This window comes from Leucobacter luti (assembly GCF_050310065.1).
GTDB lineage: Bacteria > Actinomycetota > Actinomycetes > Actinomycetales > Microbacteriaceae > Leucobacter > Leucobacter luti_B.
Genome location: NZ_CP190007.1, coordinates 785,033 through 804,976, shown reverse-complemented (window position 1 = coordinate 804,976; position 19,944 = coordinate 785,033). Strand labels below are relative to the sequence as shown.

Sequence of the window (19,944 nt, the reverse complement as noted above, 5' to 3'; positions counted from 1 at the left end):
CGAGAGAATCGGACTCGCACCCAACGCCGCAAGGAGGCAGCCATGAGCACGACCGTCTTCACCGGGGGAACCATCCTCGTCGATCCGACCGCGGAGCACGGGCCGCTGTACGCGCCCGCGATCGCGTTCAGAGACGGCCGCGTCGTGGCGCTCGGAGGCGATGCGGACGAGCTGATCCCCGGCCTCGACCCTGCGGCGGGAGACGAGCACATCGACCTCGCCGGCGGCACGCTCGCCCCCGCGCCAGGCGACGGCCACGCGCACCCGCTGCCCGGCGGCGTCGAGGCGCTCGGCCCGCGGATCCGGCAGGCTGAGGATCTCCAGGGCATCATCGCCGCCGTCGCCGAGTGGAAGCGCGAGCACCCCGATGCCGCGTGGATCGTGGGCGGCAGCTACGACGCAACTTTCTCCGAGAACGGCCTCTTCGACGCCAGCTGGCTCGACGAGGTGACGGGCGACACCCCCACGATCCTGCGCGCCTGGGATTACCACACGGCCTGGGTCAACTCTGCGGCGCTCGCGGCGGGCGGGATCACCGCGGAGACCCCGGATCCCCCGCTCGGACGCATCGTGCGGCGCGCGGACGGCAGCCCGCTCGGCACGCTGCAGGAGTCTGCGGCCAACAATTTCCTCGGCGAGGTCGTGCCCCCGTTCTCGCTCGAGGATCGGCTCGACGCGCTCGAGCGCGCGACGCTCGCCTACGCGGCGCAGGGCACCACCTGGGTGCAGGACGCCTGGATCGAGCCCGTCGACCTCGAGGTCTACCACGCGGCCGTGGCGCAGGATCGCCTGCACACGCGCGTGAACCTCGCCCAGCGGGCCGACCCGCTCACCTGGCGCGAGCAGGTCGTGCGCTTCGTCGCCGAGCGCGAGCGGATCCGGGAGCTGGGGGCGGAGCGGCTCACGGCCGAGACGGTCAAGTTCTTTGTCGACGGCGTGATCGAGAGCCACACGGCGGCGCTCCTTGAGCCCTACGCCGACATGCCTGGCGAGTACGGCCTGCCGAACTGGACCCCGGAGGAGCTCGCCGCGGCCGTCACCGCGTTCGACGCCGAGGGCTTTCAGATCCACCTCCACGCGATCGGCGACGGCGCGAACCGCTTCGCGCTCGACGCGCTCGCGGCCGCGCGGGCGGCGAATCCCGCGCGCGAGCGGCACGACGTCATCGCGCACGTCGCACTCCTCGACCCCGCCGACCTCGGCCGCTTCGCCAAACTCGACGTCATCGCGAACTTCGAGCCCTACTGGGCGCAGTGCGACGCGGTGATGCGCGACCTCACGATCCCGCACCTCGGCCACCCCCGGGAGGACTGGCAGTACCTCATCGGATCCGTGGCCCGGAGCGGGGCGACGATCTCGTTCGGCAGCGACTGGCCCGTGACCACGATCGACTGGCGCCCCGCGGTCTCGACCGCGATCACGCGGCACAGCCACGAGGAGCCGGAGGCGAGCGCCTGGCTGCCGGATGAGCGGATCGATGCGGCGAGCGCCTACGCCGCATACACGAAGGGCATCGCGCGGCAGGCGCTCGCGGGCGAAGACCGGGGTACGCTGAGCGTGGGGAGGGTGGCCGACGCCGTGTGGCTGTCGGCGGATCCGCTCTCGGTCGAGCCGGAGACGATCCCGGGCATCTCGGTGCAGGGGACCTGGCTCGCGGGCGAGCGGACGTTCGCTCCGGCGCTGTGAATCACAGGCGTGAACCGCAGAATCCAATCGAGGGAGAAGCAGTGAGCGAGACGACGCAACCGCACCTGAAGCGAGCACTCGGCCTCACCGGCCTGACGCTCTTCGGCGTGACGTACATGACCGTGATCACGGTCTTCACGACCTACGGCATCGTGAACCAGGTCACCGACGGGCACCTCCCAGCGGCGTACATCGTGGCCGTCGTGACGATGCTCTTCACCGCGGCGAGCTACGGCGCCATGGTGCGCCGGTACCCGGTCGCGGGATCCGCGTACACCTACACGCAGCAGTCGTTCGGCGGCGCCGTCGGCTTCCTCACCGGCTGGGTGATGCTGCTCGACTACCTGTTCATCCCGATGATCAACTTCATGCTGATCGGGATCTACCTGAACACCCAGTTCCCGGCGGTGCCGGTGTGGGCGTTCACGCTCGCCGCCCTCCTCCTCGTGCTGCTCTTCAACGTGCTCGGGATCAACCTCGTCAGCAAGGTGAACATGGCGATCATCGCGCTCTCCGTGGTGCTCGTCGTCGTGTTCATGGTGCTCGCCTTCAAGTTCGCCTTCGGCGGCGACATGTCGGTGAACCTCATCGAGCCATTCACCTTCGGCGAGGGCGGGATCGGCGCGGTCGCCTCCGGCGCCGCGATCCTGGCGCTCTCCTTCCTCGGATTCGACGCGGTGTCGACCCTGTCCGAGGAGGCGAAGCGCCCGCGCAAGGACATCCCGCGCGCGATCGTGCTCGCGACGCTCGTCGGCGGCTTCTTCTTCATCCTCGTGTCGTGGGCCGGCGCCGTCGCCTACCACCCCGACTGGGCAGCGCTCAGCGACTCTGAGCTCGAGGCCGCCGGCGTCACCGTGATGAACAACATCGGCGGCGAGGCGTTCACCGCGTTCTTCGTGGCCGTCTACGTCGCGTGCGCCTTCGGATCCGGCATGACGGGCCAGGTCTCCGTCTCGCGCATCCTGTACGCGATGGGCCGAGACGGCATGCTGCCGAAGCCGCTCTCGCGCCTGCACCGCCGCTTCGGCACGCCGGTCGTCGCAGCGATGGTGGTGTCGGTGTTCGCGCTGTCGAGCCTGTTCCTCTCGCTCGACACGGTCGCGTTCATGATCAGCTTCGGCGCACTCGCCGCCTTCGCGCTCGTGAACCTGTCAGTGATCAGGACCTACCTCTTCCCGCGCGGCGGCAGGCGCGAGCCCGCGACCGCGTGGGAGTGGATCCGCTACGGCCTGCTCCCGCTCATCGGCTTCGGCCTCACCATCTGGCTCTGGACCTCGCTCGAGGCCACGACCTGGCTCGTCGGCGCTGCGTGGCTCGCCGTCGGCGTCATCATCATCGCGATCGTGACGGGTGGCTTCAAGCGGCCGGTGCCGAAGATGGACTTCTCGGAGGGCGATCCGACGACCCAGCAGATCGACCAGCTCGGGGAGGACTTCCCGCTCGAGGGCGACCGGCGAGAGTAGGGGCTGCCCGGCGGCCCGGCGGCCCGGCGCGGGGCGCCGGATCCGGAGCCTGCCGCGCTCGCTCCGTAATCTGCAGTCGCTCCTACGAAAGCAGGCCAAAACGTAGGAACGAGCGCAGAACACAGAACGAGCGCGGGGGCCAGGGTGGCAACCAACCTCTAGCACCTGCGGGCGCCGGATCCGGAGCCTGCCGCGCTCGCTCCGTAATCTGCAGTCGCTCCTACGAAACCCGGCCGAAACGTAGGAACGAGCGCAGAATTCGGAGCGAGCGCAGGGCGCCGGGCGCCGCGGCGCGCCCGCCCCGCCTCGCCCCTACCGCAGGTGCTCGACGTCTCCGGCGGAGACGGTGAGCTCGCCGCCCGTGGGGAGGTCGACGGTGAGCGACCCATCGGCGGCGAGCGCCCGTGCGCGGCCGTCGATCGTCTCACCCCCGGGCAGGTGCACGCGCACCTCGGTGCCGAGCGTGAGCGAGTGGCGGGCGACGCGGGCGCGCGCCGCTCCGGGATCCGACGTCGCGAGCCGTACGAGGCGGAGGAGCTCGCCCGCGTAGGCGTCGAGCACCTCGTCGGCGAGGCCGGCGCCCGCCGGGTCCGCGAGCGACTGAGCGCCCCCGACGTCGGCGCCGGCGGCGAGCAGCGAGGTTGCGCGCTCGGTGGGGAGGTCCCACTCGTCGATCAGGAGGTTGATCCCGGCGCCCACGATCACGGAGCCGTCGGGCAGCATCTCGCACAGGATCCCGCAGAGCTTCTTGCCCGGCCGGCCCGCGACGGCGTCCTCCTCGTCGCGCACGTGCACGTCGTTCGGCCACTTCACGCCGACGCGCATCCCCTCTCCGAAGCGCGGCTGCAGCGCCGCCGTCATCGCGGACCCCACCAGGAGGGGCAGCCACCCGATGCCGAGCGGGTCGGCAGCCGGATCCGGATCCGGACCCGCACCGAACGACCGGATCAGGATCGAGCTCGCGACGGCGCTCGCGGGCGGCGTTACCCAGCCGCGGTCGAGGCGGCCCCTCCCCGCGGTCTGGTGTGCGGTCGCGAGCAGGGTGCCGTGCGGCAGCTCGGCCGCGCTCGCGAGCTCGCGGAGCTCTGCGTTGGTCGACGGGGAGCTCTCGCGCCAGAGGACTCGCGGCAGGCGGGCGCGGGTGAGCGGCAGTTCCATGGTTCCCGAGGGTAGCGGAGCCAGCGCTTCCCGGTGCGGGAGAACGCGACACGCCCGCGATCCCCACCCAGCAGAAACACAGAGGATCCACAGATAAGACACCAACAGTATTGATTCCCCAAGTCCGCCGCGTTAGCGTGGTGACGCGGGCCTCAGGGGGGCAGCGCCGGAAGATCTTGTTCCGGGCCGGTTGGCCCTATCGAGTCGAGTTCCCTCGATTCGCTGGTCCGCTTCCTACCAGGAAGGACACCAACATGAGCGCTGAAGACAAGATCAAGGCCGCCGGCGAGAAGACGGGCGGCAAGGTCAAGGAGACCGTCGGCAAGATGACCGACAACGAGAAGCTCGTCGCAGAAGGCAAGGCCGATCAGGCCAAGGGTCACCTCCGCGACGCCGCCGAGGACGTCAAGGACACCTTCAAGAAGTAGGTGCAGCTGTGAAAAGCGGGGCGGTCGCTGAGCGGCCGCCCCGCTTTTTCGTCCCTGGAAGCCCCGGGAAAAGCCCTAGAACTCGCAGGTCAGGACTAATACACTCCGAGTGTGAGCAACTCGCGTTATCCACTCCGCAGACTGGCACTGGGCACGTTGGTTGGAGCAGCGTGGATGCTGGCCGCCGTCGCCTCGGCCTCCGCGACGCCGCCCGTCGCCCTGAATGACAGCTTCGTCACCGACCAGTCGGACGTCCTGTCACCCGCCGATGAGGCGCAGGCGAACGAGCGCCTCGCAGCGGCCTTCGACGAAACTGGGATCGACCTCTTCGTCGTGTTCGTCGACGACTTCACGGACCCGTCCGACCGCATCGAGTGGGCCGACGCCACCGCGATCAAGAACGGGCTCGGCGACTCCCAGTACCTCCTCGCGGTGTCGACCGACGGCAGACAATACTTCATCTCGGCCTCGAACGACGGCCCACTCCGCGACTCCCAGCTCACGAACATCGAGGAGCGGATCCTGCCGGAGCTGCGCGACAGCGACTGGCTCGGCGCCGTCAGCGTCGCGGCCGAACAGGTCGAGTCCGAGAAGGGCGCGTCGGGTCGCACCACTGCCGCGGTCGTGGGCACCATCGCGGGCGGCGGTGCGATCGCCGGCGCCGGCTACGGGATCTGGCGCGCGTCGAAGAAGCGCCGCACCAAGCGCGAGACCGAGGAAGAGCTGCAGGAGCTGCGCCGCACCGCGGGCTCCGCGCTCGTGGCCGCAGACGATGACGTCAAGGCCGGCCAGCAGGAGCTCGAGTTCGCCCGCGCCCAGTTCGGCGACGCTCCGACCCGCGAGCTCGCCGCCGCGCTCGAGACCGCGGGCACCGAGCTGTCCGAGGCCTTCGCCCTGCAGCAGAAGCTCGACGACGGCGTGCCCGACACCGAGGAGGACACCCGCGCCTGGCTCACCAGGATCATCGAGCTGTGCACCGGGATCGACGCCTCGCTCGAGGCGCAGTCGAAGTCGCTCCAGGACCTCCGCGACATCGAGAAGGACACCCCGCAGGCCCTCGCAGATCTGCAGGCCCGCGCCGCCGAGTCCGAGCAGGCGGGCCCCGCGGCCGAGGCCGAGCTCGCGCGGCTCCGCGGCATCTACTCCGAGGAAGCCCTCGCCGGGGTCGCCCAGGCCCCCGAGCAGGCCGCGGGCCTCGTGCGCTTCGCGCAGGAGCGGGGCGGGATCGCGCAGACCGCGGTCGCCGAGGGCCGAAACGGCGACGCGGCGATCGCGATCCACGAGGCCCAGATCGCACTCATCCAGGCGGGCGACCTGCAGAAGGCCCTGCTCGCGATCGGCACCGACCTCGGCACCGTCGAGGCGCGCGCCGCCGAGCTCATCGCCGACATGCAGAACGACGTGCAGCAGGCCCGCGCGATGCCGGATCCGGACGGCCGGATCGCGCTCGCAGCCCAGGAGACCGAGTCCCAGCTCGCCCGCGCGGCTTCGGATCTCGGCGCAACCGGCAAGCACCCGGCCCGCGCCGTGCAGGCGCTCGAGGCCGCGAACACCGCGATCGACGGCGTGCTCGAGACGGCCCGCGCGACCGAGCGCGCCCGCCAGCTCCTCGACGCGAGGCTTGCCCGCGCGAGCGAGAGCGTCTCAACGGCCGAGCAGTTCATCGCCTCCTACCGGGGCGGGATCGGACCGACCGCCCGCACCCGCGTCTCCGAGGCGCGCGCGGCGCTCGCCCGCGCCGAGGGGTCGAGGCAGACGGATCCGAACGGCGCGCTGCGCGAGCTCGACCGGGCCGAGCAACTCGCGAACGTGGCGCTCTCCACCGCGCAGTCCGAGATGAGCAACTGGAACAACGGCTACGGCGGGGGTGGATACGGCGGCGGTTACGGCGGCCGCAGCTCGGGCGACGACCTGTCCGCGATCCTCGGCGGCATCCTCGGCGGCTCCATCAGCAGCGGCTGGGGCGGCGGAGGCGGAAGCTGGGGCGGCGGCCGATCGAGCGGCGGCAGCAGCTGGGGCGGCGGCCGTTCCAGTGGCGGCCGATCGAGCGGTGGCGGCGGACGCCGGTCCGGCGGAGGCGGCGGCGGACGCCGCTCGAGCGGGGGCGGCCGATTCTGACGCCCCTTCCTCGACGCCCCGATCCCTCGTCCACGCATTCATAGACACGCACACGAACCCGAACACGCCACGGCGAAAGGAAACCCCATGAGCAAGCAGTCCATCTTCGGTCGGATCTCGACCCTCGTCCGCGCGAACATCAACGCGATCCTCGACTCCGCCGAGGATCCCGAGAAGATGATCGACCAGCTGATCCGCGACTACTCGAGCAACATCTCTGATGCCGAGGCCGCGATCGCCGAGACGATCGGCAACCTCCGCCTGCTCGAGCAGGACTACCAGGAGGACGTCCGCACGGCCGACGAGTGGGGCCGCAAGGCGCTCGCCGCGAGCAGCAAGGCCGACGAGCTCCGCTCGGCCGGCTCCTCGGCAGACGCCGACAAGTTCGACAACCTCGCGAAGGTCGCGCTCCAGCGCCAGATTACGGCCGAGGGCGAGGCCCGCACCGCCGAGCCGACGATCGCGCAGCAGCGCGAGGTCACCGAGAAGCTGAAGACCGGCCTCAACGGGATGAAGGACAAGCTGCAGCAGCTCCAGACGAAGCGCTCGGAGCTCGTCGCCCGCGCGAAGACGGCCGAGGCGCAGAACAAGGTGGCCGACGCGGTGAAGTCGATCGACGTGCTGGATCCCACGAGCGACCTCGGCCGCTTCGAGGACAAGATCCGCCGCCAGGAGGCGCTCGCCCGCGGCAAGCAGGAGATCGCGGCATCGACTCTCGACTCGCAGTTCAACGAGCTCGAGGAATTCGAGGCTGTCACCGAGGTGGAGGCCCGGCTCGCGGCGCTGAAGAGCGGCAAGTCGCAGCAGGCGCTCGAGCAGTAGACGGGCTCGACACGGGATCGGCGGGGGGCGCCGCGCACGGCGCGCGCCCCCCGCTTTTTCGTCCCTCTTCACGGTTTTCAGATGCTCTGCCGGGCATCAGACAAGCAGAACTAGGATCGGATCATGGCAGGTATTTGGGGGCGCCGCGGGCGCGAGCAACAGGCGGCGCAGCTCGCCGCCGACGAGCAGCTGTCGCGCACCGCGCGGGCGGCGCTCGTCACCGCCGACGAGCGGATCCGGGCCACGGGCGACGAGCTGGACTTCGCCACGGCCGAGCTCGGCGAGTCGGCGACCCGCCCGCTCCGCGAGGGCCTCGACGCCGTGAAAAAGCACATGGGCGAGGCGTTCCAGCTGCACCAGCTGAACCACGACCACATCCCCGACACCCCGGAGGAGCTGCGCACGCGCAACGCCCGCATCGTGCAGCTGTGCGAGTGGGCCGAGTCGGTGCTCGACGAGCGCACGGAGGCGCTCGAGGAGAAGGTGGCCAGGATCCGGCGCGCACCCGAGGTGCTGCAGCGGGTCCGAGCCGACGCCGAGCGGCTGCGCGAGCGGCTGCCGGAGATGCGGTCGACGCTCGAGAGGCTCGCCGCGCGATACCGCACGGACTCCCTGCAGCGCGTCCGCATGTCCGCCGGCGAGGTCGAGCGGCTCCTCGACTTCGCCCTCCACTCGGCCGATGTCTCCGAGCGCCGGCGCGCGGCCTCCCGGCCGGAGGACGCGAACGTCGCGCTCGAGGCGGCGACCGAGAGTGTGCGGCGCGCGGAGTCGATCTTCGACGGCGTCGACTCGTTCGAGATCGAGGCCCTGCGCGCCCAGAACACGCTCGCGGACGTGGTCGAGGACTCGCGCGGCGACCTCTCCGAGGCGCTTGCGGCGCAGCGCACCCCGGCGGTCGACCAGGCGATCCAGCGACTGCAGGACGCGCTCGCGTCGATCGACGCCGGCGGGGAGCGGGATCCCTTCGCTGATCTCGCGCTCGTCTCGGCGGCGAACGCGGCGCTCGACGCTGCCCGCGAGAAGGCCGCGAAGCCCGTTCCGTCGCTCGAGCATGTCCAGCACGACGTGTCCGCGGCCGACCACGCGATCAGCATCGCCTCGAGCCTCATCGAGGGCCAGCGCGGCTGGATCGGCGCCGACGCGCGCACCAGGCTCGCCGAGGCGCGCCGGACCCGCTCGGAGATCGACGCGCTGCCCGTCGAGGAGGAGACGCGCGAGCGCGCACAGCAGCTCGCGCGACGCGCGCAGGGCCTCGCCGACGAGGCGCTCAGGCTCGCGCAGCGCGACATCGACTCCTCCCGACCCGACGGCGACGACTGGGGCTGGGGCGGCGGACGCGGTCGTGGCGGCCCCCGCGGCGGCGGCGGATCCGGCATGCTCGGCCCCGTGATCGGGGGCGTCATCCTCGGCGGCCTGCTCGACGACATCTTCGACTGAGCCGCCCCGTGACCGCCGCGCTTCGTAGGGTTTCAACCAAGGTTTCTTCGTTCCATTGGAGAGAGTCGGAGAGTTTCGGCATGACCCCCGCGCTAGGCTGGCACTCGTGACTGCAGAGAACGCCACTGAAGCAGACGAGCTCGCGACGACCGCGGGCCGGATCGCCGACCACCGCCGGAAGTATCAGGAGGCCGTCGGGGACCGCGACGCTGCCGCCGCCGCGAAGCAGCACGCGCGCGGCAAGATGACGGCCAGGGAGCGCATCACCGCGCTCCTCGACCCGGGATCCTTCGTCGAGTTCGACAAGTACGTGAAGCACCGCACCCACGGCTTCGGCATGGAGAACTCGCATCCCTTCGGCGACTCGGTCGTCACTGGCGCGGGCACGATCCACGGCCGCCAGGTCGTCGTCTACTCGCAGGACTTCACGACCTTCGGCGGCTCGCTCGGCGAGGTCGCGGGCGAGAAGATCGTGAAGGCGATGGAGTTCGCCCTCAAGACGGGCGCGCCCGTGCTCGGCATCCTCGACTCGGGCGGGGCACGGATCCAGGAGGGCGTCGTGGCCCTCTCGAAGTACGCGAGCATCTTCCGCCTCAACACGATGTGCTCGGGCGTGATCCCGCAGATCTCGATCGTCATGGGCCCGTCGGCCGGCGGCGCTGTCTACTCCCCCGCGCTCACCGACTTCGTCATCATGGTCGACAAGACGAGCCACATGTTCGTCACGGGTCCCGATGTCATCAAGACGGTCACGGGCGAGGAGGTCGGCTTCGAGGAGCTCGGCGGCGCGCTCACGCACAACAAGACGAGCGGCGTCTCGCACTACCTCGCCGCGGACGAGCACGACGCGCTCGACTACGCGCGCACCCTCATCAGCTACCTACCGGACAACAACCTGGCCGAGGCGCCGATCTACGACAGTGACACCGCGCTCGAGATCACGGACGCGGATCGCCGCCTGAACACGCTGATCCCGGACAGCCCGAACCAGCCCTACGACATGAAGACCGTGATCGAGACGATCCTCGACGGCGGGGACTTCCTCGAGGTGCAGCCCCTGTTCGCGCCGAACATGCTCATCGGCTTCGGCCGCGTCGAGGGCCGCACGGTCGGCATCGTCGCGAACCAGCCGGCGCAGATGGCCGGCACCCTCAATATCGACGCGAGCGAGAAGGCCGCGCGCTTCGTGCGCTTCTGCGACTCCTTCTCGATCCCGATCCTGACCCTCGTCGACGTGCCGGGCTACCTGCCCGGCACCGACCAGGAGTTCCAGGGTGTGATCCGGCGCGGCGCGAAGCTCCTCTACGCGTACGCGGAGGCGACCGTGCCCCTCGTCACGATCATCACGCGCAAGGCCTACGGCGGCGCGTACATCGTCATGGGATCGAAGCAGATGGGCGCCGATTTCAACATCGCGTGGCCGACCGCCGAGATCGCGGTCATGGGCGGCGCCGGCGCCGTCAACATCCTGTACCGCAAGGAGCTCAAGGCGGCCGAAGAGGCCGGTCAGGACGTCGAGGCGCTGCGCGCCGAACTCACCGCGAAGTACACGGCCGACGTGACGAGCCCGTTCCTCGCGGCCGAGCGCGGCGAGCTCGACAACGTGCTGGAGCCCGCCGGCTCCCGCCTCGCGGTCATCAAGGCACTCCGCGGCCTCCGCGGCAAGCGCACCGAGCAGCCCGCCAAGAAGCACGGCAACATCCCGCTGTGAGCGAGCACGCGATGGAGCAGCAGGAGCAGCGGCGCGGCAGGCACCGCGCGGAGGAGCCGGATCAGGATCCGGCACCGGATCAGGATGCGGACCTGCCGCCGGACGCCGCCGCGCGCGACGCGTCGCGCCGCGCCGAGGCCGGCGATCCGGAGCCGCCGCTCGGCGAGACCGATATCTCCTTCGTGACGCGCGGCGTCTCCGCCGAGGAGCGCGCCGCGGTCATCGCGGTACTGACCCAGGTGCGCGAGGAAGAGACCCAGCAGGTGAAGCGGGTTGCGCGGCGCGACCGCGAGCCGTGGGCGCGCTCGCAGCGCGTGCCGGAGGGCATCTACGATCTGCTCGCGGAGGGCTGATCCGGTATTTTTCCGTGTCGCGCGGGTTCGGAAGAACCACTCGCAGCGCTCGCTGTGGCGCACCCAAGCGCGGCCTTTTGCCACCCAATATTGGGAGGCACCGCGCCTAGTTCACGATAGTCACCGCTCGTCGCGTATTTCGCGGCCGAGGCTGTCTATGTGTCAGCAATCACTGTTCAAGAACGGGTTCGCCGCGAACGCACCACAGGTGCCCCGAGCGACGCCGAGCTCATCGGCGCCGTGCGCCAGGGCTCAGCGCGCGCAAGCGCGGAACTCTGGCAGCGGCACTGGCGCTCGGCCGTGCGCGCGGCTTCCCGGCTGCTGTCCTGGAGCGACGCCGAGGACCTCGCATCGCATGCGTTCCTCCGGGTCCTGGAGACGATACGTAAGGGTCTCGGGCCAGAACAGTCCTTTCGCGCCTACCTCCTTTCTACCGTGCGCCACTCGGCCTACGAGCTCGTGCGGCGACGAGTTGAGATCCCATTCGGGTTCGCAGAGGATCTCCCCGCAGTCGACGAGATCTGGCCGATTGGGGTCGACGCGCAGCCGATCGCTCGAGCCTTCACGCGGTTGCCCGAGCGCTGGCGCCGTGCCCTCTGGCTCAGCGAGGTCGAAGGACTCAGCGTTGGCGAGGTCGGCGAGAAACTCGGAATTTGCGCCAACGCCGCAGCCGCACTGACCTTCCGCGCCCGCGCGGGCCTGCGTAACGAGTGGGTCGTCGCGACCGTGGAGCCTGACCTCACCTGCCCGACGCACGCCGCCTGGATGGCCGAGCACATGGTCGGCTATCTCAGGAATTCCCTCCGCAAGCGCGAGCGCGCGCGAGTCGAGGAGCATGCCGAGGCATGCGATGGTTGCAGCGCGGCTCTCGAACGCGCCGGCAGGCTATTTGAGGCGATCGAGGCCAAGAGCAAGCGGCAGGATCGAGCGGCGGCCTGCTCAGCTCGGTAGTGGTTGGGCTCATCCCTGAGGCTTGCTCGGCTTCTGCTCAGTCCCACCAAGTTCGACCTTGACGCCGCCCTGATACACCTCGCTCACGGGCGGCGGTGCGATGGACACCGGCTGCTTGGTTGAGGCGAGTTCGACGGTGCGCGCCCCACCGCCTGGCACCTCGGCGACGACGGACTGGATCCAAGGGTCCCCGTCCTGAGACACCGCTATCAGGTGTCGGGCCTCATCGAGAGTGACCACGAATTTGCCCTCGTCGGCCCCGGAGGTCAGGATCTCTGGCTCGTTGATCTCGTATGTCATGGTAAGCGTTTGCAGGAACGCCGTGACATCTGCGAAGGCGACGAGCGACTTCGCAGCATCTCCATTGAACGTCGCAAAGAGCTGCTGGCTGCCAAGTTCCCTCGCCGTTTCAGTCGGAACGCCGAGCGCCTCCCAATACTGCTGGGGCGCGCGGATCCAGGCAACCTCCCCGACGCGGATGATGGAGAGCGGCATCCCATCCGCAATAAAGTCGCCCTTCCAGGAGAGCAAGTCGCCGCTCACGAGCGCCTCACCGGACAGAATCTCGCGCGTCGTGGAGCCGACCGACATTCGGACTGCGATGCCCTTCTGATGCCGGATCGCCGCGCGGGCCTCGTCATACCGGGATTGTTCGGCCCTGCTGGGTGGGGCGGTCACCGGGTCCTGCGGCGGCACGGGGGTCTGCGTTGGCGTGGACGTTGCCGCGTCCTTTCCCGGCGGCGCATCTTCCGCGCCCGCGCAGCCAACCGCGCCGAAACAAAGTGCCGCAACGACCGCTCCAGTGGCAAGGCGTCGGGCAGACGCACGTGAACACCGGATCACTACTTCTGTACTCCCGCGCCGGAAGCAAGGAGTGCTTCGAGGTCGACGTCGCACCGCTCTTGCACGTCATCCGCATGAGCTTTGACGGCTGCACTGTAGACGAGGCTCAGATCGCCGAGAGAGGTGAGCGTCTCCTCGTTAAGCACCTCGCCGCCATACTGCGCGAGCGTCGCCTTCGTGGTCAGCGCCTGCTCACTGATGCGGGCCCAAGACTCTTGCTCAGCGGGGTCCTTTGCCACCTTCGCGAGCCGCGCGAATAGGCCGGACGTCTGTTCGAGGCGGTCGCCGATCGTCCCCGCTACGGACTCGGCGTCGAGCTCCTTCGTGAGCCCATCAACGTCCTCCATGACGTCGAACACCGCACAGTCGTCTTTCGCGTCATCGGCGTTCAGTGCGGCCAGCTCGGTCAGCGCCCTCTCGCTCCTGACCTTTGGATCATCCTGCTGGCTCGTCTGGTTCTGAGGCTCGGGCTTCTCGCCGTCCTGCGTGCACGCAGTCAGCGGCAGAAACACGAGAGCGGTCGCTGCCGCGACCGCTGCGAGCCGACGCCCACGATACTTCTCTTTCACTGTCAACCGTTCCTCGGTCTAGCCCCATGAGGGGGTGTGGAGAGCAGGATGCGGGGAAGCGTCGCCGCTCCCCCGCACCCGTGCTCAGTGGTTACTCCGCGCGAACCGCGCGGCGCTGACGGAGGGAAACCCCTCCGACGAGCGCACCCGCGAGCAGGAGCGCGATCGCAATGGTCCAGACCATCGCGCCACTGTTGTCACCGGTGACCGCAAGGTCCCCGCTCGCCGAGGCGTTGCCCTGGGCGCTGCCCTTCGGGCTCGCCGTGGCCGAGGCCGACGAGGTGCCCTTGTCAGCGGCCGAGGCGTTCGCCGCGGTGGTCGCCGACTTCGAGCCCTGATCGGCCGCGGATGCGTTGGCCTCAGCCTGCTGAGCGGCCTGCTCAGCCGTGGACGCGTTGGCCTCGGCCTGCTGAGCGGCCTGCTCGGCCGTGCTGGCGTTGGCCTCCTCGGTGCCCTGATCAGCAGCCGTGGCATTCGCCGCGGCCGTGGTCGAGGCATCAGTCGACGAGGTTGCGTTCGACGCGGCAGCAGCCGACGCCTCGGTGTTCGCCGTCGCGGCAGCAGAAGCTGCAGCGTTCGCCGAATCCGATGCGCTCGCGGCGACGTTCGCAGCAGCGTTCGCCGCCGTCGTCACGTCGGTCGACGCCTCGGTCGAAGCCGTCGTCTCGGAGGCCGCTGCAGCAGCAGCGTTCGCCGACACGTCAGCAGCAGCCGAGGCGACCTTCGTCGCATCCGCCATCGCAGCCTGCTGCGCAGCAGCCTGGGCTGCAGCGTTCGCCTGCGAGTCAGCCTTCGCCGACGCCGCAGCCGAAGCCGCAGCGTTCAGGTTGCCGTCAGCCGCAGCATCAGCGTTCTGGTCCGTCGTCGCATTCGCCGCGGCCGTGGTCGAGGCATCAGTCGACGAGGTTGCGTTCGACGCGGCAGCAGCCGACGCCTCGGTGTTCGCCGTCGCGGCAGCAGAAGCTGCAGCGTTCGCCGAATCCGATGCGCTCGCGGCGACGTTCGCAGCAGCGTTCGCCGCCGTCGTCACGTCGGTCGACGCCTCGGTCGAAGCCGTCGTCTCGGAGGCCGCTGCAGCAGCAGCGTTCGCCGACACGTCAGCAGCAGCCGAGGCGACCTTCGTCGCATCCGCCATCGCAGCCTGCTGCGCAGCAGCCTGGGCTGCAGCGTTCGCCTGCGAGTCAGCCTTCGCCGACGCCGCAGCCGAAGCCGCAGCGTTCAGGTTGCCGTCAGCCGCAGCATCAGCGTTGACATCCGCGGCGGCGTTCGCCGACGCCTCCGTCGACGAGGTCGCGTTCGACGCGGCAGCAGCCGACGCCTCGGTGTTCGCCGTCGCGGCAGCAGAAGCTGCAGCGTTCGCCGAATCCGATGCGCTCGCGGCGACGTTCGCAGCAGCGTTCGCCGCCGTCGTCACGTCGGTCGACGCCTCGGTCGAAGCCGTCGTCTCGGAGGCCGCTGCAGCAGCAGCGTTCGCCGACACGTCAGCAGCAGCCGAGGCGACCTTCGTCGCATCCGCCATCGCAGCCTGCTGCGCAGCAGCCTGGGCTGCAGCGTTCGCCTGCGAGTCAGCCTTCGCCGACGCCGCAGCCGAAGCCGCAGCGTTCAGGTTGCCGTCAGCCGCAGCATCAGCGTTGACATCCGCGGCGGCGTTCGCCGACGCCTCCGTCGACGAGGTCGCGTTCGACGCGGCAGCGGCAGCGGCCGTGGCGTTTGCGTTCGCGGCGGCCGTAGCCTCCGTGGTCTCCGTGCCGGTCGAGGCAGCGGCAGCGTTCGCCGAAGCGTTCGCAGCCGTCGTCACGTCGGTCGACGCAGCGGTGGAGGCCTCGGTCTCAGCAGCGGCAGCAGCGGCAGCGTTCGCTGACACGTCTGCAGCGGCAGACTGGGTCGTGTCCGCGTTCGCGGTCGCTGCGGCCTGAGCAGCAGCAATAGCGGCGGCGTTCACCTCGGAGTCGGCCTTTGCCGAGGCAGCAGCCGAAGCGGCGGCGTTGGCGTTCGCCTCAGATGCGGCCCGTGCGGACGCCTCGGTCGACGAGGTCGCGTTCGACGCGGCAGCCGCAGATGCCTCGGTGTTCGCGGTACCTACGACCGAAGCAGCGGCGTTTGGCGTTCCCGACGCGGCTGCGGCAGCGTTCGACGAAGAGTTCGCTGCGGTCGACACGTCGGTCGACGCCTCGGTCGATGCCGTGGCGGTGGCCGCAGCAGCAGCAGCAGCGTTCGCCGTCACGTCGGCAGCGGCGGACTGAGTCGTCTCCGCATCCGCCGTTGCGGCGGCCTGGGCGGCGGCCACGGATGCAGCGTTCATGTTGGAATCGGCCGATGCCGACGCCGAGGCAGAAGCTGCAGCGTTCAGATTCGGGTCAACCGGCTCTTCCGGAGTGCAGGAGATGCCGCCCGGCTGCATGTTTGCGCCGACGTCCGTCTTCATGATGCCGAACTCGAGGTTGCCGAGTGCGCCGACCAGCGGAATGTTGATGACGCTCACGTCCATGTCGAGGCCGTTCATCGTGCCCGAGGCGTGGGTGCCGTCAGGCAGCACGCTTTCGTTCGTGAGGCCCTCGTACGAGATCTCACCGTTCAGGATTGTCTGCAGGCCCGCGGGCAGCATCTGATCGAGTTCGAGAGACATGCCGGGGTGAAGCGAAACCGAGGTGTTGGGATCGTCGAACAGCGAGACCGTCATGTCCGGCATCTCCGTCGCCGTCAGGCTCGCGCCATCGGTCAGGCCGTTCGCCCGGGCCACGAGCTCGGGCCACTGGTTCGGATCCTGGCCAGCGCCCCACGAGATGCGGATGAGATTGCCGAGCACGGCGGCCTCTCCGAACTTCCAGCGGGACGACGACTCGATCGCGGTGCCGTCGATACAGGCGGCGTCAGCAACGAGGGACACGTCACCCTGCGTCTCGCCGATGTTCGCCTCGGCGAGGGGAAGGATGGGCGTCAGGACCGGAGGCAACCCGGGAACGTTGGGAAGCACATCAACGTTGAACGTCGACTGTTCCACCGCTGCGAGCACACCGTTCTTCGCGGTTACGACGGGCGTCCATGAACTGTCAGCGCTGCCGACAAGGCCATTGATCGAGAGGAGCGGATCGAGGTCGACGACCCCGAAGTCCTGCACGTCGAGCGCGCCCTCAGTGGTGGTCCGGGAGAACGACTCGGCCTTAATCGGTTGCACGGGAATTCCGAGAGCGCCGATCCCGAGGGGGGTGGCTCGCGCATAAGAGCGGGCATCGACGTCGTCAGTGATGGCGTCCGGAACTCCGAGGTCAAAGGCCCCGAGGTTACCGTACTTGGCGAGGCCAGCGGAGTCGGCGACGGCGATCGACTCGGCGATGTTCGCCCGAGCATTGATCAGGTTGCCGAGGATACCGCCTCCCAGGTCGGCAGCGGCAAACGCACCATAAGCACGCACGTGACCGCTAAAGTCACCGGTAATCGGCGCGGCCGACGCGGCAGTCGCGCCACCCGCGAGTCCCATTGCGACAACCGTCGCGGCGACGCCTGCGGCGGTAACCCTGCGCGCGACGCGCGCCGGATCCGCCGGGCGTGGGCGCTTCTTCGCCCGGAATCGTGAAGTCATGCTTCTCCATTCATTTGCTGAGTGGCCGCGCCCGTGTGACCCGTCCACGAGGGAACCGCGCCAGCGCGGCTGCCGGATGGCAACCCTCACAAAGAAGAGAGTGGGAAGCGCGAAGACCATTACGGTCGAAACTTGTTTCCTGCGAAACTCTCGGTGTGCTGATTCCGGATCAGGCGCTTTTCACTTCTGATTCGCGTGCGCTGCGACGCGGCTGGGCCACACGCACGAAGCCGGCGAGCTCGCCGCGCTGCTCAACTCCGGCCTTCCGCAGGATCCGATTCAGGTGGCTCTCGACCGTCCGAACGCTCACGCCAAGGCGTGAGGCGATCCCGGCGTTGCTGAGCCCCTCGACGACGGCGCTCACGATTTCGGACTCGCGCGGGGTGAGCTCAAGAAACAACCGGGAGAAACGTTCGCTGTCGAGGGCCTCAGAACCGAAGCCGGAGCGGAGGGTGCGGCGCGCGTCGCCGCACCGCTTCGCCAGTTCCTCATCGCCGGCAGCGGTCGCAAACTGCACGGCAAAGTTCCATGCGCGGAGCGCGTTGCCCTCTTCGCCCCGATCCTGCATGAGCTCAGCGATCTGCGCAATGCTCGCGGCGTCCTGCGCCGCGATGGCCTCGGCAAGATCGAACTGCAGCTGGAAAAGCGCGCTATCCACTTCTGAGAGCCAGCCGCGGATGAGTTCGAAATCGCTGGGCAAGGGGTCGATCTCAAGCGCCGCCAGTGCGTGCACGAGCGCGGCGGTACGCAGACCGCTTCCCCAACTGCCAATTGCTGACTCACGGAGCGACTCTGCCGCCTCCTCTCGACGCCCCTCGGTGACCCGGAGCTGCGCGATCGCAAGCGCTCGCCCCAGGCCGGGCCGTTCATCCGAGAAGTACGGGATCGTTGGCGCCCGGCGCACGAGCTCGGCCCCCTCCTCGACCTGGCCGCCGCGGACGAGCGCCAGGGCGCCGAGGTGCATGGCGTCCGCGTGGGCCTGAACCTGCAGGGAGGTCAGGCTCTCGGTCGCCCGAAGGGTATCGAGGAGCGGTGGGATCGGTGTGTAGCGCCCGCGGAACGTGAGGATAAGCAGGAGCACGAAGCGGGAGATGTGGGCGCGGTCGAGATCATACGCGGCACGCGCCTCCCGCAGTCCCTGCTCGGCCCGCTCCTGCGCTTCAGAGAGTCGGCCTTCTAGCCAGAGCAGCAACGCTTCGGAGCTCGGTTGATACGGGCCGTCGGCGCTGCGCATGCGCAGCAGGTCGTCGAGTGTCTGGCGCGCGTGTGCGATGTGCCCGAACCAGATTTCCCCCAGGAGACGAATGCTGTAGGTCGCGCGGACCTGCGCAACTGGGGTGAGCCCGGGAACGCGGAGGTGCACGTCTTCCTCGCCGATAATGCCACCCGATTCGAGTTTCAGGCTGAGCGCCATGAGGTCGACGGTTCCCGGTTGCAGCTCCCCCACGACTCGATGGAGCCTCGCGATCTCATCCTCAACTGATTCGCCGTCGGAGATCCGCATTCTGCTCCTCACGTACTCGAGCGAGCACTGCGATAGCGGATCGTCGTCGGCCATGAAGGGCCAATCGAGTATTTCCTCAATTTCCCTTCCCGAGCACGGTTTCATCGTGAGCGCGCGGACGTACTCAAGCGCGGCTGCGCGTGTGCGCCGGGTCTCCCACTGGTTGCGCAGTTCGAGTCGCTGTTGCTCGACCCGGTCGGCGAGCACTCGCGCGTAGAGCGGGTCGACCGCGATCCCTCTGGGCTTCTTAGCCCAGCGCTTCTCCTCTCCTCCGAGTTCGGACTCCCGAAGTGCACGTTGCCGCACGAGCTGGGCAGCTTCGGCCCGAAAGTAGTCGACGACTACGGGCGGGGAGACACTCACGCTCGGCTCACCCTCGACCTCAAAGGCAACGAGAAGGCCCTGGTCGTCGAGACGATCGAGGCACTCTCTCCCCACGAGTTGTTCAGCCGCCTCAATCGACGGCCCGCCCTCAAGCGCGAGCACCTGGAGCGCATTGCGTTTCGCCGGATCGAGGGTACCGAGGAACCCCTCGACGGTTCCCCGCAGCAGCTCGTCCCACAGCGTCTCTTCGAGCACCCAATACCCGTCGCTACTTTTCTCAATCCGCTCGGAAAACAGCATGGCATCCAGGATCCCGAGCGAGAGGCCGGCAATGCCGGCCGAATAGATGTAGATGCGGCTGGCCGAGGCGCGCTCGAGGGGTCCACCGAGGCGCCCTTCCAGCATTCGCTGCATGGCGGCAAACGGAAGGGCCTGGATCTGCACGACAAACGTGGATCGGGTCGACGCCCCGCCGAGCCCACTCGGCGTCTGGCGCGTCCCTGAATTGGGGCGTCTGGCGAGGACCATCGGGAGGCGCGTGCGGGCTTTCACCGTCTCGATGACCCCCCACGAGACCTCATCGAGGTCATCCCAATCATCGACGACGAGCGCCGCCCGGCCGACGCCCGCGAAGGCCTCGAGCGCCTGAACCGCGGCAACAATGGCGCCGAAGCGACCCTCATTCTGGGTACCGATCTCGGCGGCATGCAGTGCTGCAAGCGAGTGGGCTCGCAACGACGGCACGCCCTGGATTCGGAGCACACGCCACTCGCGTTCCTCCAGATGGAATGCGACCGCACGCAGCGTCATGCTGAGGCCGTGTCCGCGACGCCCAACGAGGTCAACATCGTGGCCGCGTTCGAGCATGGAGGCGATGCGTTGCACCATGCTTTCGCGGCCGATCATGGTCGCGCGGTCGAACGAAGTCATGCTCTTCACGGTCGCCTACACTTCCCCATTGATTGTGTTTCCCCAGCGCAACAACATGTACCTTCCT

14 protein-coding genes are annotated in these 19,944 nt (G+C 69.1%); 9 read left to right on the top strand and 5 right to left on the bottom strand.

Going from position 1 to position 19,944, the window contains the following annotated elements:
- Positions 1-42 precede the first annotated feature (42 nt).
- Both ACOPJ3_RS03590 and ACOPJ3_RS03585 read left to right on the top strand, forming a co-directional pair.
- A complete protein-coding gene (locus tag ACOPJ3_RS03590; RefSeq protein ID WP_427870464.1) occupies positions 43-1,686 on the top strand; it encodes an amidohydrolase in 1,644 nt (547 codons plus the stop codon).
- Between the two features lie 41 nt (positions 1,687-1,727).
- Positions 1,728-3,149 (top strand): APC family permease, encoded by a 1,422-nt coding sequence (locus ACOPJ3_RS03585; RefSeq protein WP_427870463.1) that lies wholly within the window; start codon positions 1,728-1,730, stop codon positions 3,147-3,149.
- A 312-nt stretch (positions 3,150-3,461) separates the two neighbouring features.
- Here ACOPJ3_RS03585 and ACOPJ3_RS03580 read toward each other — a convergent pair whose 3' ends face one another.
- Complete coding sequence (locus tag ACOPJ3_RS03580; protein WP_427870462.1) at positions 3,462-4,307, bottom strand: biotin--[acetyl-CoA-carboxylase] ligase; 846 nt, start codon at positions 4,305-4,307, stop codon at positions 3,462-3,464.
- Positions 4,308-4,561: 254 nt separating this feature from the next.
- Between ACOPJ3_RS03580 and ACOPJ3_RS03575 the strand changes: the two genes are divergently transcribed.
- From ACOPJ3_RS03575 to ACOPJ3_RS03545, 7 genes are all read left to right on the top strand, one after another.
- Positions 4,562-4,735 (top strand): CsbD family protein, encoded by a 174-nt coding sequence (locus ACOPJ3_RS03575; RefSeq protein WP_427870461.1) that lies wholly within the window; start codon positions 4,562-4,564, stop codon positions 4,733-4,735.
- 174 nt (positions 4,736-4,909) lie between these two features.
- Complete coding sequence (locus ACOPJ3_RS03570; protein WP_427870460.1) at positions 4,910-6,853, top strand: TPM domain-containing protein; 1,944 nt, start codon at positions 4,910-4,912, stop codon at positions 6,851-6,853.
- A gap of 87 nt (positions 6,854-6,940) precedes the next feature.
- The gene (locus ACOPJ3_RS03565) at positions 6,941-7,675 is read left to right on the top strand and encodes a PspA/IM30 family protein (protein WP_427870459.1); all 735 of its coding nucleotides are present in this window, start codon (positions 6,941-6,943) and stop codon (positions 7,673-7,675) included.
- A gap of 123 nt (positions 7,676-7,798) precedes the next feature.
- Positions 7,799-9,112 carry a hypothetical protein gene (locus ACOPJ3_RS03560; RefSeq protein ID WP_427870458.1) on the top strand — a complete coding sequence of 438 codons (1,314 nt, stop codon included), beginning with the start codon at positions 7,799-7,801 and terminating at the stop codon, positions 9,110-9,112.
- Between the two features lie 106 nt (positions 9,113-9,218).
- Positions 9,219-10,823 carry an acyl-CoA carboxylase subunit beta gene (locus ACOPJ3_RS03555; protein WP_427870457.1) on the top strand — a complete coding sequence of 535 codons (1,605 nt, stop codon included), beginning with the start codon at positions 9,219-9,221 and terminating at the stop codon, positions 10,821-10,823.
- Positions 10,820-11,176 (top strand): hypothetical protein, encoded by a 357-nt coding sequence (locus tag ACOPJ3_RS03550; RefSeq protein WP_427870456.1) that lies wholly within the window; start codon positions 10,820-10,822, stop codon positions 11,174-11,176. The genes ACOPJ3_RS03555 and ACOPJ3_RS03550 overlap by 4 nt, the downstream gene beginning before the upstream one ends.
- 159 nt (positions 11,177-11,335) lie before the next feature.
- A complete protein-coding gene (locus tag ACOPJ3_RS03545) occupies positions 11,336-12,127 on the top strand; it encodes an RNA polymerase sigma factor (protein ID WP_427870455.1) in 792 nt (263 codons plus the stop codon).
- A 9-nt stretch (positions 12,128-12,136) separates the two neighbouring features.
- Here ACOPJ3_RS03545 and ACOPJ3_RS03540 read toward each other — a convergent pair whose 3' ends face one another.
- From ACOPJ3_RS03540 to ACOPJ3_RS03525, 4 genes are all read right to left on the bottom strand, one after another.
- Positions 12,137-12,718 (bottom strand): hypothetical protein, encoded by a 582-nt coding sequence (locus ACOPJ3_RS03540; RefSeq protein ID WP_427870454.1) that lies wholly within the window; start codon positions 12,716-12,718, stop codon positions 12,137-12,139.
- A gap of 251 nt (positions 12,719-12,969) precedes the next feature.
- Positions 12,970-13,539, bottom strand: a complete 570-nt coding sequence (locus tag ACOPJ3_RS03535; protein WP_427870453.1) for a hypothetical protein — start codon at positions 13,537-13,539, stop codon at positions 12,970-12,972.
- 91 nt (positions 13,540-13,630) lie between these two features.
- Positions 13,631-17,119 carry a hypothetical protein gene (locus ACOPJ3_RS03530; RefSeq protein ID WP_427870452.1) on the bottom strand — a complete coding sequence of 1,163 codons (3,489 nt, stop codon included), beginning with the start codon at positions 17,117-17,119 and terminating at the stop codon, positions 13,631-13,633.
- Between the two features lie 169 nt (positions 17,120-17,288).
- Positions 17,289-19,877: a LuxR C-terminal-related transcriptional regulator gene (locus ACOPJ3_RS03525; protein WP_427870451.1), complete on the bottom strand. Its 2,589-nt coding sequence runs from the start codon at positions 19,875-19,877 to the stop codon at positions 17,289-17,291.
- Positions 19,878-19,944 lie beyond the last annotated feature (67 nt).

Coding starts and splice junctions, on each gene's coding strand:
- ACOPJ3_RS03575 (WP_427870461.1), top strand. CDS start 4,562: ATGAGCGCTGAAGACAAGATCAAGGCCGCCGGCGAGAAGACGGGCGGC.
- ACOPJ3_RS03565 (WP_427870459.1), top strand. CDS start 6,941: ATGAGCAAGCAGTCCATCTTCGGTCGGATCTCGACCCTCGTCCGCGCG.
- ACOPJ3_RS03590 (WP_427870464.1), top strand. CDS start 43: ATGAGCACGACCGTCTTCACCGGGGGAACCATCCTCGTCGATCCGACC.
- ACOPJ3_RS03570 (WP_427870460.1), top strand. CDS start 4,910: ATGCTGGCCGCCGTCGCCTCGGCCTCCGCGACGCCGCCCGTCGCCCTG.
- ACOPJ3_RS03540 (WP_427870454.1), bottom strand. CDS start 12,718: ATGTCGGTCGGCTCCACGACGCGCGAGATTCTGTCCGGTGAGGCGCTC.
- ACOPJ3_RS03525 (WP_427870451.1), bottom strand. CDS start 19,877: ATGACTTCGTTCGACCGCGCGACCATGATCGGCCGCGAAAGCATGGTG.
- ACOPJ3_RS03530 (WP_427870452.1), bottom strand. CDS start 17,119: ATGACTTCACGATTCCGGGCGAAGAAGCGCCCACGCCCGGCGGATCCG.
- ACOPJ3_RS03580 (WP_427870462.1), bottom strand. CDS start 4,307: ATGGAACTGCCGCTCACCCGCGCCCGCCTGCCGCGAGTCCTCTGGCGC.
- ACOPJ3_RS03560 (WP_427870458.1), top strand. CDS start 7,799: ATGGCAGGTATTTGGGGGCGCCGCGGGCGCGAGCAACAGGCGGCGCAG.